Genomic DNA, 14876 nt, shown 5'->3' with positions numbered 1-14876 from the left:
AATGGAGGGGTGCCGATTCTGAATAAAGACATGACCCTGTGCATTTCCCTCTCGGCCCGGCCGAGCAACAACGGGACCCGCTTCCACAACCACCTGTACGACCAGCTGGGCCTGAACTGGATCTACAAGGCGTTCGCGCCTACCGACCTGGCCCAGGCGATCGCGGGCGTCCGCGGCCTGGGGATCCGGGGCTGCGCCGTCTCCATGCCCTACAAGGAGGATGTGATCGCCCTGGTGGACGCCATGGACCCGTCCGCCAAGGCCATCGATTCCGTCAACACCATCGTCAACGACGGCGGGCGCCTGACGGCGTACAACACGGACTACACGGCGATCGAGCAGCTGCTGCAGCGCAACGCCGTGCCTTCGGAGTCATCGGTGCTGCTCAAGGGCGCCGGCGGCATGGCCAAGGCCACGGCCGCGGCCCTGCGTGACGCGGGGTTCAGGGACGTGACCATCATCGCCCGCAACGAAGCAACCGGCCGGGCGCTCGCCGATCTGTACGGCTTTGCCTGGCGCGGGGAGCTGGGCAGCGGCCCGGAGGCCACCGCGGACATGGTCATCAACGTCACGCCGGTGGGGATGGCCGGGGGACCGGAGGCGGACGCGCTGTCCTTCCCCGCCGAAACCATCGAGGCCGCCAAGATCGTCTTCGACGTCGTGGCGCTGCCGGCGGAAACGCCGCTCATCAAGGCGGCGCGGGCGTCCGGCAAGCAGGTCATCACCGGTGCCGAGGTGGCCACGATCCAGGCGCTGGAGCAGTTTGTGCTGTACACGGGAATCCGCCCCACCGAGGAGCAGGTCCGGGACGCCGAGGCGTTCGTCCGCGCCCAGTAGGCCGGCCCTCTAGCAACCAGCGGTTACACGGGCTCCACGGAGACAGCCACTCTCTCCTCACCGATCCGGGTGAGGACCAGGGTGGCTGTCTTTTTGCCCGCGGCCTTGCCGCCGGCCTTGCCGCCGGCCTTGCCGCCGGCTTTGCCTGCGCCCTTGCTGCCGGCTTTACCCCCGGGGAGCAGCTGCTTGCGCAACTCCTCCGGGGTGACGGACGTGCCGCGCTTCTTGATGTCCAGCACGCCGATGCCGTTCTCCCGGACCCAGGCCTTGAGCGCCCTGACGTTGTACGGCATGACTTCCAGGACCCGGTAGGCCCGGGCGTACGGAGTGTCCACAAGCTCCGGGGCGCAGATGTAGGCGATGTGCTCGTCCACGAGATGGCCGCCCAGGCCGAGGGCCAGGTCGGCCACGAGCCCTGCACGGATGACGGCGCCGTCCGGCTCGTACAGGAAACCCTCCACCGGGCCAACGGGGGCCACGGGCCCGGCGTCGAACTCCTCCCCGCTGGTAAGTTCGGCGGCGCCCTCCGCGCCGATGACCAGGGCGGCCCGGCGGATTCCAGGGCGGGCCACGGCGTTGAACCACAGCGTGACTTCCGTGACGTCGCCGCCCACCGAGACCCACTGTGCCTCGCAGCCGGCAGGCACCGACTCGTGCGGCATGCCGGGCCCCATTTTGACGCCGACGGCGCGCCCCGCGGCGGCCAGCGACTCCACGAAGGACAGCGGCGGAGAGAACGCCTCGGGGTCCCAGATCCGCTTGGTACCGGACGTGGTGGTGGTGCGCCGGGCAGGGTCCAGCCAGACGCCGGCCCCGTCCTCCAGGTCCACCGACGTCGCGTCGGAGTGGACCACCGTGGCGTGCGGAAAGGGAATGAGGTTGATCGTGGCGCAGGCGGCCGTGGTCTCGTCGACCTCCACGGCGGTCACGGCGATGTCCAGAGAGGCCAGGGCCATGGCGTCTGCCCCGAGGCCGCAGCCCAGATCGGCAACGTGGCGGACACCCGCCTGGGCAAAGCGCTGGGCGTGCCGGGCCGCCACGTTGAGCCGGGTGGCCTGCTCCAGGCCGGCCTGGGTGAAGAGCATCTGCCGGGCAAACTCCCCGAACTTGGCCTCGGCCCTGGTCCGGAGCCGTGACTGCGTCAGGACGGCGGACACGAGTTCGGGGGAGTGGCCGGCCTTGCGGAGGCTTGAGCTGAGGGTGAAGGAGTGGTCTTCCCGGTAGGGTCCGAGCGAGGCCAGCAGCTCCCATCCTTCTTCCGTGAGGAGCGGGGCGATCTGGTCCTGCGGTGCTTCAGACATGGGATCAAGCCTAGTGGAGCGGCCGCCCCAAGCTCTTCCCGATAGGGTGGTCTGAATGGAATCCAGCGAAACGCCAACCCCCGATCAGCCCGAAAGCACCAGCCCTGGTCCGGCACAGCATAGCCGCCTGGTCCGGTACGCACGCCCGGTGCTGGTCGCCGGAGCCGTGGTCGCCGTCGTCTGTCTTGTCCTGCTGGTGATCATCTTCCTGCTGGACTCCTTCAATGCCACCGTCTACTCGGTGGGCGGCAAGAACATCAGCGATGCCACCGAGGAAGCCCGTCAGATCCGGGACCTGTACCTGGGGGCGCGTGTTGGCGGCATCGTGGTGCTCATCGTGTCGGTCGTGACCGCGGCGGCGGCCGCCGCAGTGCTTGTCCGCGAACAGCGGAAAGCGGGGGACGAAGACGCCGACGGCGGCGAGGACCTGGGGTTCGAGGACCTCGCCGGGCGCTGAACGAAGGGTCCGCGCGGGTTACGGCGGATGAAATTCTGGCACTCACCTTGACCGAGTGCTAACCCCTTACATAGAGTCATCATTAGCACTCTCCCTAGGAGGGTGCTAACACACGAAGAGCTGCCAGCCTGGCTGCTGCCGGCACCGCGACGACGGTCTGCCGCCATGGCGCAACAGTTTTTACTGTCCATGAATTTTGACGAAAAGGAGAGGTCCGAGTGTCGGTCTCTATTAAGCCTCTTGAGGATCGTATTGTTGTTCGCCCGCTCGAAGCCGAGCAGACCACGGCTTCCGGCCTGGTCATCCCGGACTCCGCCCAGGAGAAGCCGCAGGAAGGCGAAGTTGTTGCAGTAGGCCCCGGCCGCTTCGAAGACGGCAACCGCGTACCGGTCGACGTAACAGTTGGCGACGTAGTCATCTACTCCAAGTACGGCGGAACTGAAGTCAAGACCGGCGGCACCGAGTACCTCGTGCTCTCCGCCCGCGACGTTCTGGCGATCGTCGTTAAGTAACTCTTTGGATCCCCGTGCCGCTGCCCGAGTCTGATTCTGTCTGACCGGGCGGCTGCGCGGGGTTCTGTCTTGAAAGGACAAACCATGGCAAAGCAGCTTGCGTTTAACGACGCTGCCCGCCGGTCGCTTGAAGCCGGCATCGACAAGCTCGCCAACACGGTTAAGGTGACGCTTGGTCCCCGCGGCCGCAACGTCGTGCTGGACAAGAAGTGGGGCGCCCCCACAATCACCAACGACGGCGTGACCATCGCCCGGGAAATCGAACTGGACGACCCGTACGAGAACCTTGGCGCCCAGCTGGCCAAGGAAGTCGCCACCAAGACGAACGACGTCGCAGGTGACGGCACCACCACTGCCACCGTGCTCGCCCAGGCCCTGGTCAAGGAAGGCCTGCGCAACGTTGCCGCCGGCGCCGCTCCTGGCCAGATCAAGCGCGGCATCGAGGTCTCCGTCGAGGCCATCGCAGCACGCCTGCTGGAGAACGCCCGTCCCGTCGAGGGCAGCCAGGTGGCCAACGTGGCCGCCATCTCCGCCCAGAGCGACGAGGTGGGCGAGCTGCTCGCCGAGGCATTTGGCAAGGTCGGCAAGGATGGTGTGATCACCATCGAGGAATCCTCCACCACGCAGACCGAGCTGGTGCTCACCGAGGGCATGCAGTTCGACAAGGGCTACCTGTCCCCGTACTTCATCACGGACACCGAGCGCCAGGAAGCTGTCCTCGAGGACGCCCTTATCCTGATCAACCAGGGCAAGATCTCCTCGGTGCAGGAATTCCTGCCGCTGCTGGAGAAGGCGCTGCAGAGCTCCAAGCCGCTGTTCATCATCGCCGAGGACGTCGACGGCGAGGCCCTGTCCACGCTGATCGTCAACCGCATCCGCGGCACCCTGAACGTGGTTGCCGTCAAGGCTCCGGGCTTCGGCGACCGCCGCAAGGCCATGCTGCAGGACATCGCCACGCTGACCGGCGCCCAGGTTGTGTCCCCGGAACTGGGCCTGAGCCTGGACTCCGTTGGCCTCGAGGTGCTGGGTACTGCCCGCCGCATCACGGTGACCAAGGACAACACCACCATCGTCGACGGCGCAGGTTCGGCCGAGGACGTTACAGCACGCGTTGCGCAGCTGCGCGCCGAGCTGACCCGCACCGACTCCGACTGGGACCGGGAAAAGCTGCAGGAGCGCCTGGCCAAGCTGGCCGGCGGCATCGGTGTAATCAAGGTCGGCGCAGCCACCGAGGTTGAGCTGAAGGAAAAGAAGCACCGCATCGAAGATGCAGTGTCCTCCACCCGCGCCGCCCTCGAAGAGGGCATTGTGGCCGGTGGCGGTTCCGCCCTGATCCACGCGCTGAAGGCACTGGACGAGGACCCGGCCGTCACGGCACTCGAAGGTGACGCGGCTGCTGCCGTCGGCATCGTCCGACGTGCACTGGTCCAGCCGCTGCGCTGGATCGCCCAGAACGCCGGCCACGACGGCTACGTTGTGGCCGCGCGGGTTGCCGAGCAGGACAACAACCACGGCTTCAACGCAAAGTCCGGCGAGTACGAGGACCTGATCGCGGCGGGCGTCATTGACCCTGTCAAGGTCACCCGTGCAGCTCTTCGCAACGCAGCCTCCATCGCTGCGCTGGTGCTCACCACCGAAACCCTCGTGGCTGAAAAGCCGGCCGAGGAAAACGAGCACGCAGGCCACAGCCACTAGGCTGCAGCCCGCTCTCGCGGCTTCACAAGGAGGTCCGGTCCAGCTGTCGCTGGCCGGGCCTCCTTTGCGTATGGCCGGGCTTTTCCCCGGCTGAGACCCCGGTCACATCCAGTGCGTTTGATTGGTCTGAAAAATCACGAAACGGTAACGTGGATACTTTGTGCTGCCGTTTGAGGGGTTATTTGTGCCAGAAACGAAGGAACACACCCAAGAGCCGCGGGCTGCCCGGCTGAAGGCCAAACCGGGCTACCGGCCCGAGGTCCAGGGCCTTCGTGCCCTCGCGGTGCTCATGGTCGTCACGTACCACGTGTGGCTTGGCCGGGTTTCCGGCGGCGTGGACATCTTCCTCCTCATCTCGGCGTTCCTGCTGACGATGTCCTTCGTCCGCAAGGTGGAAAAGGGCACGCCGCTGCGCCTCGTGAGCCACTGGCTGCACCTCTTCAAGCGGCTGATACCGGCCGCCGTCGTGGTGATCCTGGGTGTGCTGGCCGGAACCTCGCTGGTCCTGCCGCAGAGCCGCTGGCCGGACGTCCTCAACGAGGCCTGGGCCTCCCTCCTCTACGGGCAGAACTGGCTGCTGGCCAGCACGGCAGTGGATTACTACGCGCAGGACCACTCCGGAGCCAGCCCCCTCCAGCACTTCTGGTCGCTGTCCATCCAGGGCCAGGTCTTCATTCTCTGGCCCCTCATCTTCGCCGGCTCCGCCTTGGTGTGGCGGCTGCTGCGGTGCCGCCGGGATGTCAGCTACCGGACCGTCCTGATGTTTGCCTTCGGCGGCATCTTCATCGCTTCCCTGGTATTCTCCATCGACCAGACGGCCAGCAACCAGGCCTACGCCTACTTCGACACGCGGACCCGGCTGTGGGAGTTCGCACTGGGATCGCTGCTGGCACTGGTGCTGCCCCACCTGAAGCCGGGGAAGGCGCTGCGCGTTTTTCTGGGCTGGGCCGGGCTCGCCGCCATGATTTCCTGCGGGCTGCTGCTCACCGTTGACCGGTCCTTCCCGGGCTTCATTGCGCTGTGGCCCACCCTGGCCGCGGCTGCCATCATCGTGGCCGGCCAAAGTGGCAGCCGGTTCGGCGTGGACAGGCTCCTGACCTCAAAGCCGCTGGTGGCGCTGGGGGACAACTCCTACGCCCTGTACCTCTGGCACTGGCCCATCCTGGTCCTGTCACTTGCAGCCACCGGGATCGAAAAGCCCAACCTGGTCCAGGGCCTCGCCGTTGTGGCCGGTTCTGTGGTCCTGGCTGTACTCACCACGCGCTTCGTCGAAAAGCCCCTGCGCGAATGGCACTGGCCGCAACTGCGGGCCTGGCGCACCGCCGTCGTGATTTTTGCCTGTGGCGCCCTGCTGGCCGGGCCGGTCGCGGTGTGGCAGACCAAGCTGACCGCAGAGGAAGCGGCAGCAGCCGCGCAGCCGCGCGAACTGACTCCCGGTGCCGCTGCACTGGCACCGGAGAACGCCGGCAAAGCGACGCCGGAAGCCACCGTGATCCCCGCCCCTGCCGCCATGAAAAACGAGTGGGCGGACATCGATGGGCTGTGCACCGACGAAAACGTCCCCAGCGACCCGCTGCTCAGCGGATGCCTGCAAAATAGCAAGCCGGACAAGGTCACCAAGAGGATCGTGGTGCTCGGCGATTCCCACGCGCAGCAGTACATGGCCGCGCTCGGCCCCATCGCCAGGGACCACGGCTGGGAGGTGGTCACCCTCCTGAAGGGCAACTGCCGGTTCGGTGCCGAATCCCCGGAGCGCGACGCCGACTGCAACGCCTTCAACAAGGCCAGCGCCGCGTACGTCATGGAGCACAAGCCGGACGCAGTGTTCACCGTGGCATCCATGACGCACAAGGACGCCCCGTTCGAAACTGAGGTGCCCGGCTACCTGGAGGGCATCAAGCCGTTCACTGACGCCGGGGTAGACGTAGTGGGGGTCCGGGACAACCCCCGCTTCGCCATCAACATGCCCGAATGCGTCCAGAAGTACGGCACCGAGGCGCCGGAGTGCAACCCGCCGCTGGGCGAATCCCTTGCCGCAAAGTCGCCGCTGGATGCGTACCGGGGCAAGGTGGACGGGCTGCACTTGATGGACATGAGCGATTTCATCTGCGCCGGCGGCATCTGCCCGGCCGTGGTGGGCAACGTCTACGTCTACAAGGACGACAACCACCTCACCAAGACCTACGTCCAGTCCATGGTTCCGATGTTCGAGAAGCGGCTCCTGGCCGCCACCGGGTGGAAGTAGCCCGGCCGCGTGCCTTTGCTCACAAAGCCGTTCCGGAATATGGGGATCGCCGCCGAGGTTCTAGAATTTATTCAATACTTCTGCACAGGCCAGTCCCGTAATGACGGGCTGGTCATCGGCTGCAACCCCTACCCGTGAACCTGTAAACCAAGGTAAGAGGCGCACTCATGACCCAGCCCGAGCACGATCCCTTCGGCTTCATCGGCCTGACGTACGACGACGTCCTGCTGCTTCCCGGCCATACCGACGTGATCCCCTCCGAGGCCGACACGTCCTCCCGGATCTCCAAGCGCATCACGGTCCAGACGCCGCTGCTTTCCGCGGCCATGGACACCGTCACCGAGTCCCGCATGGCCATCGCCATGGCACGCCAGGGCGGCCTCGGCGTCGTCCACCGCAACCTCGCGATCGACGACCAGGCTGACCACGTGGACCGCGTCAAGCGCAGCGAGTCGGGCATGATCACTAACCCGCTCACCATCGGTCCCGAGGCCACGCTGCTGGAACTTGACGAGCTGTGCGCCCGCTACCGCGTCTCCGGCCTTCCCGTGGTCGACGACGGCAACCGCCTCCTCGGCATCGTCACCAACCGCGACACGCGCTTCGTGCCGGAGTCGGACTTCCCGATCCGCCTGGTCAGCGACGTCATGACCAAGATGCCGCTCGTCACCGGCCACGTTGGCATCAGCCGCGACGAAGCTTCGCACAAGCTGGCAACGAACAAGATCGAGAAGCTCCCGCTGGTGGACGAACAGGGGCGCCTGAAGGGCCTCATCACCACCAAGGACTTCACCAAGGCCGAGCAGTACCCGCTGGCCACGAAGGACGACGAGGGCCGGCTGCGCGTCGGTGCCGCCATCGGCTTCTTCGGTGACGGCTGGGAACGCGCCATGAAGCTGGTGGACGCCGGCGTGGACGCCCTCTTCGTGGACACCGCTAACGGCCACTCGCAGGGTGTGCTGGACTTGATCCGCCGCCTGAAGTCCGATCCGGTTGCTGCGCACGTGGACATCATCGGCGGCCAGGCCGCCACCCGCGAAGGCGCCCAGGCGCTGATCGACGCCGGTGCCGACGGCATCAAGGTAGGCGTCGGCCCGGGCTCCATCTGCACCACCCGCGTGGTGGCCGGTGTGGGCGTTCCGCAGATCACCGCCATCTACGAATCGGCGAAGGCTGCCATTCCGGCCGGCGTTCCCCTCATCGCCGACGGCGGTCTCCAGTACTCGGGGGACATCGGCAAGGCGCTGGTCGCCGGTGCTGACACCGTGATGCTCGGCTCGCTGCTGGCCGGCTGTGACGAATCCCCGGGTGAGCTCATCTTCGTCAACGGCAAGCAGTTTAAGAGCTACCGCGGCATGGGCTCCCTCGGTGCCATGCAGTCGCGCGGCAAGAACACGTCCTACTCGAAGGACCGCTACTTCCAGGCCGACGTCTCCGGCGATGACAAGCTCATCCCCGAGGGCATCGAAGGCCGCGTGGCCTACCGCGGCCCTCTGGCCTCGGTGGCGTACCAGCTGGTGGGAGGCCTCCGCCAGACCATGTTCTACACCGGCGCGCCGACCGTTGCCGAGCTGAAGGCCCGCGGCAAGTTTGTGCGGATCACCCCGGCGGGGCTGAAGGAATCGCACCCGCACGACATCCAGATGACCGTCGAGGCGCCGAACTACGGTTCGCGCTGACCCCCAGCCGCTGGTTGAGCCTGTCGAAACCGCCGTCGGTTGAGCGTGCCGAAACCTCGGTTTCGGCAGGCTCAACCAGCGGACACGCCCGGGACTAGGCTGGAGCCATGTCCCAACCAAGCCATCCCGCCGAACTGAACCCGAAGAAGGAACCCCAGCGGCGGCTGGCACTGAAGCCCTACGCCCGTGCCGTGGCCCAGGTCCTGCGCGTCAGTTTCCGCGCGTCGCCGGGCGCCGTGCTCATGAAGGTGGCCGGCTCGCTGATCTCGGCGGTGCTGCCCCTGGTCACCACGTACTTCGCCGGCCTGACCACCACCGCGCTGGCCGCCGCCTACAACGGGGATGCCGCCGCCGGGCAGCAGGCCATCGTCTACGTCATCATCACCGCGGCGCTCGGACTGTTCTGGGGCGCGTTCGGCAGCGTGGACCGCTACATTCAGCAGCTCATGAGCTTCAGGGTGGGTGCCATCGTGGGCGACCTGATGTACGAGCGGTTCCTTGCGCTGGATTTCTGGCGTTACGACGACAAGGAAACGGTGGACCTCTACGACCGCGCCAAGCGGTTCTCCGATTCCTACGCCAGGGTCTTGGACCGGATCGCGGCCATCTTTACGCAGCTGGTGTCGGTGATCCTGGCCATCGGCGCGCTGCTGCTGGTGAGCTGGTGGATCGCCGTGATCGTGCTCGTCGCGATCGTCCCCAGCGTCTACCTGCAGTTCAAGCTGTCCCGCGAGCAGATCGCGCACTGGAACACCCAGGTGGATTCGCGCCGGCAGCGGCGGATGATCGAGACCAACCTGCTCCGCCCCCAGCACATCGCCGAGATGCGCCTGTACGGGATCGTCGGGTACCTCATGGGACTGCGCTCCCGGCTCCGGGACGCGGACGAGAAGCGCCGGCTGGACTTCCAGAAGCGGTACATCCCCATGCAGCTGGCCGCCGACGCCCTGCAGTACGCCGCGGAAGTTGTCTCGCTGATCTGGGTGGTCGGCCAGATCATCGCCCGCGCCCAGCCGGTGGGGCAGTTCCTCTACGTCCAGCAGATCGTCAGCCGGGCGCTGTCCACGGCGAACAGCCTGGTGTCCTCGCTCAGCTCGATCGATGAGGACCTCGCCAACCTGAAGGACTACGAGCTGTTCATGGCACTGCCCGTGCACTCCAGCCACGCACCGCCGCTGCTGGAGGCGCCAAAGACGGTTGAGCTGCGGGACATCCGCTTCACGTACACCGGCAGTGACATCGAAGTGATCCGCGGGATCAGCATGACCATCCGCGAGGGCCAGCACATCGCCATCGTAGGGGAGAACGGCGCCGGGAAGTCCACGCTGATCCGCATCCTGGCCGGACTTTACCGCCCGGATTCGGGCCAGGTGATGCTCGACGGCGTGGACCTCGCCGCCGTCGACGTCACCTCCTGGCACCGCCACCTGGCGGTGCTGAGCCAGGAGTTCCTCAAGTACGAGTTCGCCACCGCAGCCGAAAACATCCTCTTCGGCGACGTCGACTCGCCCCGCGACGACGAAAGGATTCGCCGCGCGGCCGCCGATGCAGAGGCACTGGACTTCATCAACAAGCTGCCGAACGGCCTGGACAACCACGTCAGCAACTGGATGGAGGATCCGCGCGGCCGGAAGGGAAGCGGACTGAGCGGCGGGCAGTGGCAGCGGCTCGCCATGGCGCGGAACTTCTACCGGAACGCCTCCTTCATGGTCATGGACGAGCCCACCTCCGCCATTGACGCGCTGGCGGAGCACCGCATCTTCACCCGGCTGTTCGCCGAGCGCAGCAGCACCATCATCGCCATCAGCCACCGGCTCGCCACGATCGAGAAGGCGGACATCGTGTACATGCTGGAGGACGGCCGGATCGTGGAGCAGGGCACGCACCGGGAACTGGTGGCTCTACGCGGCCGGTACTTCCGGATGTTCGAGTCCCAGCTCAGTGTCGAGGAGGCCGGGGGGATCTAGCTTCCGTCACGGTGGTCCGGACCCGGGCGAGGCTGGGCCGCGGGGGGACGCTGCTGAATCCGAAGGTCAGCGGGGGGCTGATGGAGGACAGCGGTCCGGCGTCCCTGCCCTCCCAGCTGACGCCGGCGGAGCTGATGTGGTGCAGATCGCTCACCCCGTAATACTCGAGCCTGCCGTTCCCAGCCGTGCCGGATGTCCGGGCTCCCCGGGTGGCCACCGCCGCCAGCGGGCTGACGGCGGCGAGCCAGCGGGTGTTCACGGCAACGGGCCAGGGGACCGTCCGCAGCAGAGAGCCCAGGAGGGCCCTCCCGCCGACGCTGGCCCGGAGAGCCAAGGGACCGGCGTCGACCGTCAACGACAGCCCTGCCAGCACGGCAGAGACGTCCACCACGCGGACCTCCTCGAAGCTGTAGGTGGCGGCGATGAACTCAGCCACCTCGTCAGTTGGAGCAAGCAATACCCGCCGCCCCGACGGCAGTTGGACCATCGCATCCGCGAACGGACCGAAGGGCGATTCCTGCCATATCCCCACCACCGCGCGCAGTCCGGAGCCCGTCCCGATGCCTGCGATGTGGCCGTCGAAGACCCAGCGTCCGCCCATTCGGCCACTGTAGCTGGGATAACCTAGAGCAGTGACTTACGAGATTGAGATTGGCCGTGGCAAGCGTGGGCGTCGTGCCTACTCCCTGGATGACATTGCGATCGTCCCCAACCGTCGCACCCGTGACCCCAAGGACGTCTCCGTCTCGTGGCAGATCGATGCCTACAAGTTCGACATGCCGGTCATCGCGGCACCCATGGATTCGGCCATGTCCCCGGCGACGGCCATTGCGCTGGGCAAGCTCGGCGGCCTGGGCGTCCTGGACCTCGAGGGCCTCTGGACCCGGTACGAGGACCCTCAGCCCGTGCTGGATGAGATTGGCGCGCTTGCGGACGAAACCAACAGTCCGGCTGTCACGCGCAGGATGCAGGAGCTCTACCAAGCACCCATCCAGCCTGAACTGATCACGTCGCGTCTGGCCGAGATCCGCGCGGCAGGCATCACCGTGGCCGGGTCCCTGACCCCCCAGCGCACCCAGGAACACTACAAGACCGTGGTGGCCGCCGGCGTCGACATCTTCGTGATCCGCGGAACCACGGTCTCCGCCGAGCACGTCTCGAAGGACCACGAGCCGCTGAACCTCAAGCAGTTCATCTACGAACTCGACGTCCCCGTCATCGTGGGCGGCGCCGCCGGCTACACGCCCGCCCTGCACCTCATGCGCACCGGCGCGGCCGGCGTTCTGGTCGGTTTCGGCGGCGGTGCCACCACTACCACGCGCCGCGCCCTGGGCATCCACTCGCCCATGGCTTCCGCCATCTCCGACGTCGCTGCCGCCCGCCGCGACTACATGGATGAGTCCGGCGGACGCTACGCCCATGTGATTGCCGACGGCGGCATGGGCACCTCGGGCGACATTGTCAAGGCGATCGCCATGGGTGCCGACGCCGTCATGCTCGGCACCGCCCTTGCCCGGGCAGAGGAGGCCCCCGGAAAGGGCTGGCACTGGGGCCAGGAGGCGCACCACCTCGAGCTGCCCCGCGGCGACAGGGTCAACATCGGAACTGTCGGTCCGCTGGAAGAGGTGCTCTTCGGCCCCGGTCACCACACCAACGGGACCTCCAACCTGATCGGCGCGCTCCGCCGCTCCATGGCCACCACCGGCTACTCGGACCTCAAGGAGTTCCAGCGGGTCGACGTCGTGGTTTCGCCCTACGCCGGTAACTGACCTGCGGCCCCCGGCAAGACAGTCCGCACCCTGCCCATCGGCAGGCGTACGAAGTACTCTGGTGAACTACAACGTTCGATGAGGATGGAGGCCTGTCATGACCGGTTTCGGTGAACGTCCGGCGGTGACCAGGGGTGCACTCGGCCCCGAGGCGCGGGAGGCCGCGTTGGCCGCGCTAAAGGCTTCAACGGAGCCGGGCAAGGAACTGGACATCCTCATCGTCGGCGGCGGCATTGTCGGCACCGGTGTGGCCCTCGACGCCGTCACCCGCGGCCTGAGCGTCGGCATCGTGGAAGCCAGCGACTGGGCCGCCGGGACCTCATCACGGTCCTCCAAGCTCATCCACGGCGGCCTCCGTTACCTGGAAATGCTCGACTTCGCCCTGGTGAAGGAGGCGCTGCAGGAACGGGGGCTGTTGCTTTCGGAGCTGGCGCCGCACCTGGCCCGGCCGGTGCCTTTCCTGTACCCGCTGACCAAACACTTCGTCGAGCGGCCGTACATCGGTGCCGGCATCGCGCTGTACGACGTCATGTCCATTTCCGGCGGGCACAAGCGGGGCGTGCCGTTCCACAAGCACCTGTCGCGCCGGGGCACCCTTCGCGCCGCCCCGAGCCTGAAGGATGACGCCTTCGTCGGCTCGATCCGCTACTACGACGGACAGGTGGACGACGCCAAGTACGTGGCAAACCTGGTGCGGACCGCCGCCTACTACGGCGCGCACGCGGTAAACCAGACCGCCGTCGTCGATTTCCTGCGCGAAGGCGAACGTGTGGTGGGCGCCAAGGTGGTGGACCGCGAGGACGGCTCCAACTTCAACATCCGCGCAAAGCAGGTCATCAACGCCACCGGGGTCTGGACCGACGAAACCCAGGCCATGGTCACGGACCGGGGCCAGCTGAAGGTGCGCGCGTCCAAGGGCATCCACCTGGTGGTGCCGCGGGACCGCTTCCAGTCAACGGTGGGGCTGATCCTGCGGACGGAGAAGTCGGTGCTATTCGTCATCCCGTGGGGTCGGCACTGGATCATCGGTACCACGGACACCGACTGGCACCTGGACAAGGCCCACCCTGCGGCGTCCAGCAAGGACATCGACTACCTTCTGGAGCACGTCAACAAGGTCCTCAAGCGGCCCCTAACCCGGGAAGACGTGGAAGGTGTCTACGCCGGATTGCGGCCGCTGCTGGCCGGGGAAAACGACTCCACGGCCAAGCTTTCCCGTGAGCACATCGTGGCCCACCCCGTGCCCGGCCTGGTGGTGGTGGCCGGCGGCAAGTGGACCACCTACCGGGTCATGGCCAAGGACGCCGTGGACGAAGCCGTCCGCAGCATGGACGAGCGCGTGCCGCCGAGCTGCACCGAGACCATCCCGTTGCTCGGAGCCAGCGGATTCAAGGCCGCGTGGAACCGCCGCAACCGTACCGCCGAGGAATCCGGGGTGCACGTGGCCCGCGTGGAGCACCTGCTGAACCGCTACGGATCCATGACATCGGAGGTGCTGGCCATCATCCAGGACCGGCCCGAACTGGCCGAACCGCTGCCTGGCGCGGACGACTACCTGCAGGCCGAGGCAGTCTACGCGGCGACCCATGAAGGCGCCCGGCACGTGCACGACGTCCTGACCCGGCGCACCCGCATTTCCATCGAGGCGTGGGACCGTGGTGTGTCTGCCGTACCGGTAGTCGCTAAGCTTATGGGAGAAATTCTTGGCTGGAGCGATGCGCAGCGGGAAAGCGAAGTCAAGCATTATCTTGCGCGGGTGGAAGCCGAACGGCTCAGTCAGCAGCAGCCCGATGATGAATCGGCGGATGCTGCCCGGCTGGGCGCGGAGGACATCGTCCCGCTGCGCTGAGTTCGCAGACCGCCGCCGGACAGGCCCCGGCCTCACTGAAGGGACACCACTTGGCGGAACCACTGGACCGTTACGATGCCGAGCTCACCACACCGGACATGGTGATCCTCGAAATGGATGCCGAGGACAAGGTGGACGCGGCCAGCCAGCTGGCACGGAAGCTGTATGACGCCGGCCGGATCTCTGACCTCGAGGGCTTCCTGGCGCACGTGAACGCCCGTGAGCACCAGCTGGCCACCGGACTGCCCGGGGGAGTGGGCCTGCCGCACGCCCGCAGCGAGTTTGTCTCCGAGACCTCGATCGCCGTCGGGATCACCAAGTACGGCAAGGCCCTCGACTTTGGGGCCGCGGACGGCCCCGCCACCGTGGTCCTGCTCATCGCCACGCCGGCGAGCTCGTTCTCGGACCACCTCGAGGTCCTCGCCACCCTGGCGCGATCGCTCTCCAAGGAATCCTTCCGCGAGTCGCTGCGCCGGGCCTACGATGCCGACATCATCGCAGAGCTCATCAACTCAAGCCTGGTCTTTTTCGACCACTAGAGATTGGGGCATGCCCTTTCGTGTCG

At 66.7% G+C, this 14876-nt stretch carries 12 protein-coding genes; 10 read left to right on the top strand and 2 right to left on the bottom strand.

Annotation, left to right across the window (positions count from 1 at the left end; genetic code table 11):
* The first annotated feature begins 9 nt into the window (after positions 1-9).
* Positions 10-837 carry a shikimate 5-dehydrogenase gene (locus J7I85_RS12570; RefSeq protein ID WP_308159472.1) on the top strand — a complete coding sequence of 276 codons (828 nt, stop codon included), beginning with the start codon at positions 10-12 and terminating at the stop codon, positions 835-837.
* Positions 838-860: 23 nt separating this feature from the next.
* Here J7I85_RS12570 and J7I85_RS12565 read toward each other — a convergent pair whose 3' ends face one another.
* Positions 861-2138, bottom strand: a complete 1278-nt coding sequence (locus J7I85_RS12565; RefSeq protein ID WP_214852210.1) for a class I SAM-dependent methyltransferase — start codon at positions 2136-2138, stop codon at positions 861-863.
* 55 nt (positions 2139-2193) lie between these two features.
* On the opposite strand from J7I85_RS12565, the gene J7I85_RS12560 reads away from it, so the two are divergent.
* The 6 genes from J7I85_RS12560 to J7I85_RS12535 all read left to right on the top strand — a co-directional run bounded on the left by J7I85_RS12560 (position 2194) and on the right by J7I85_RS12535 (position 10693).
* Positions 2194-2595 (top strand): hypothetical protein, encoded by a 402-nt coding sequence (locus J7I85_RS12560; protein ID WP_214852208.1) that lies wholly within the window; start codon positions 2194-2196, stop codon positions 2593-2595.
* Positions 2596-2813: 218 nt separating this feature from the next.
* Complete coding sequence (gene groES, locus J7I85_RS12555; protein WP_214852206.1) at positions 2814-3107, top strand: co-chaperone GroES; 294 nt, start codon at positions 2814-2816, stop codon at positions 3105-3107.
* An 84-nt stretch (positions 3108-3191) separates the two neighbouring features.
* Entirely contained in the window at positions 3192-4802 is a 1611-nt protein-coding gene (gene groL, locus J7I85_RS12550) for a chaperonin GroEL (protein WP_214852204.1), read from the top strand.
* Positions 4803-4986: 184 nt separating this feature from the next.
* Positions 4987-7047, top strand: a complete 2061-nt coding sequence (locus J7I85_RS12545; RefSeq protein ID WP_308159470.1) for an acyltransferase family protein — start codon at positions 4987-4989, stop codon at positions 7045-7047.
* A gap of 167 nt (positions 7048-7214) precedes the next feature.
* Positions 7215-8726 carry an IMP dehydrogenase gene (guaB, locus tag J7I85_RS12540; protein WP_214852193.1) on the top strand — a complete coding sequence of 504 codons (1512 nt, stop codon included), beginning with the start codon at positions 7215-7217 and terminating at the stop codon, positions 8724-8726.
* A 107-nt stretch (positions 8727-8833) separates the two neighbouring features.
* Positions 8834-10693: an ABC transporter ATP-binding protein gene (locus tag J7I85_RS12535; RefSeq protein ID WP_214852190.1), complete on the top strand. Its 1860-nt coding sequence runs from the start codon at positions 8834-8836 to the stop codon at positions 10691-10693.
* On the opposite strand, the gene J7I85_RS12530 is transcribed toward J7I85_RS12535, so the two are convergent.
* Positions 10665-11294 carry a hypothetical protein gene (locus J7I85_RS12530; RefSeq protein WP_214852188.1) on the bottom strand — a complete coding sequence of 210 codons (630 nt, stop codon included), beginning with the start codon at positions 11292-11294 and terminating at the stop codon, positions 10665-10667. The genes J7I85_RS12535 and J7I85_RS12530 overlap by 29 nt on opposite strands.
* 31 nt (positions 11295-11325) lie before the next feature.
* Here J7I85_RS12530 and J7I85_RS12525 point away from each other — a divergent pair, with 31 nt between their 5' ends.
* From J7I85_RS12525 to J7I85_RS12515, 3 genes are all read left to right on the top strand, one after another.
* Positions 11326-12462: a GuaB3 family IMP dehydrogenase-related protein gene (locus J7I85_RS12525; protein ID WP_214852186.1), complete on the top strand. Its 1137-nt coding sequence runs from the start codon at positions 11326-11328 to the stop codon at positions 12460-12462.
* 97 nt (positions 12463-12559) lie between these two features.
* Positions 12560-14311: a glycerol-3-phosphate dehydrogenase/oxidase gene (locus J7I85_RS12520; protein ID WP_214852182.1), complete on the top strand. Its 1752-nt coding sequence runs from the start codon at positions 12560-12562 to the stop codon at positions 14309-14311.
* A gap of 50 nt (positions 14312-14361) precedes the next feature.
* Positions 14362-14850, top strand: coding sequence for a PTS sugar transporter subunit IIA (locus J7I85_RS12515; RefSeq protein WP_214852181.1), 489 nt, complete (start codon positions 14362-14364; stop codon positions 14848-14850).
* Positions 14851-14876 lie beyond the last annotated feature (26 nt).

Source organism: Arthrobacter sp. ISL-65 (genome assembly GCF_018613795.1).
Lineage (GTDB): Bacteria > Actinomycetota > Actinomycetes > Actinomycetales > Micrococcaceae > Arthrobacter.
Note: the sequence above shows the minus strand (reverse complement) of the source record. Positions and strands in the feature narration are given on the sequence as shown.

Excerpts from the sequence above, each read along its gene's own strand:
- J7I85_RS12565 (WP_214852210.1), bottom strand. The coding sequence starts at position 2,138 with ATGTCTGAAGCACCGCAGGACCAGATCGCCCCGCTCCTCACGGAAGAA.
- J7I85_RS12560 (WP_214852208.1), top strand. The coding sequence starts at position 2,194 with ATGGAATCCAGCGAAACGCCAACCCCCGATCAGCCCGAAAGCACCAGC.
- groL (WP_214852204.1), top strand. The coding sequence starts at position 3,192 with ATGGCAAAGCAGCTTGCGTTTAACGACGCTGCCCGCCGGTCGCTTGAA.
- guaB (WP_214852193.1), top strand. The coding sequence starts at position 7,215 with ATGACCCAGCCCGAGCACGATCCCTTCGGCTTCATCGGCCTGACGTAC.
- J7I85_RS12535 (WP_214852190.1), top strand. The coding sequence starts at position 8,834 with ATGTCCCAACCAAGCCATCCCGCCGAACTGAACCCGAAGAAGGAACCC.
- J7I85_RS12530 (WP_214852188.1), bottom strand. The coding sequence starts at position 11,294 with ATGGGCGGACGCTGGGTCTTCGACGGCCACATCGCAGGCATCGGGACG.
- J7I85_RS12520 (WP_214852182.1), top strand. The coding sequence starts at position 12,560 with ATGACCGGTTTCGGTGAACGTCCGGCGGTGACCAGGGGTGCACTCGGC.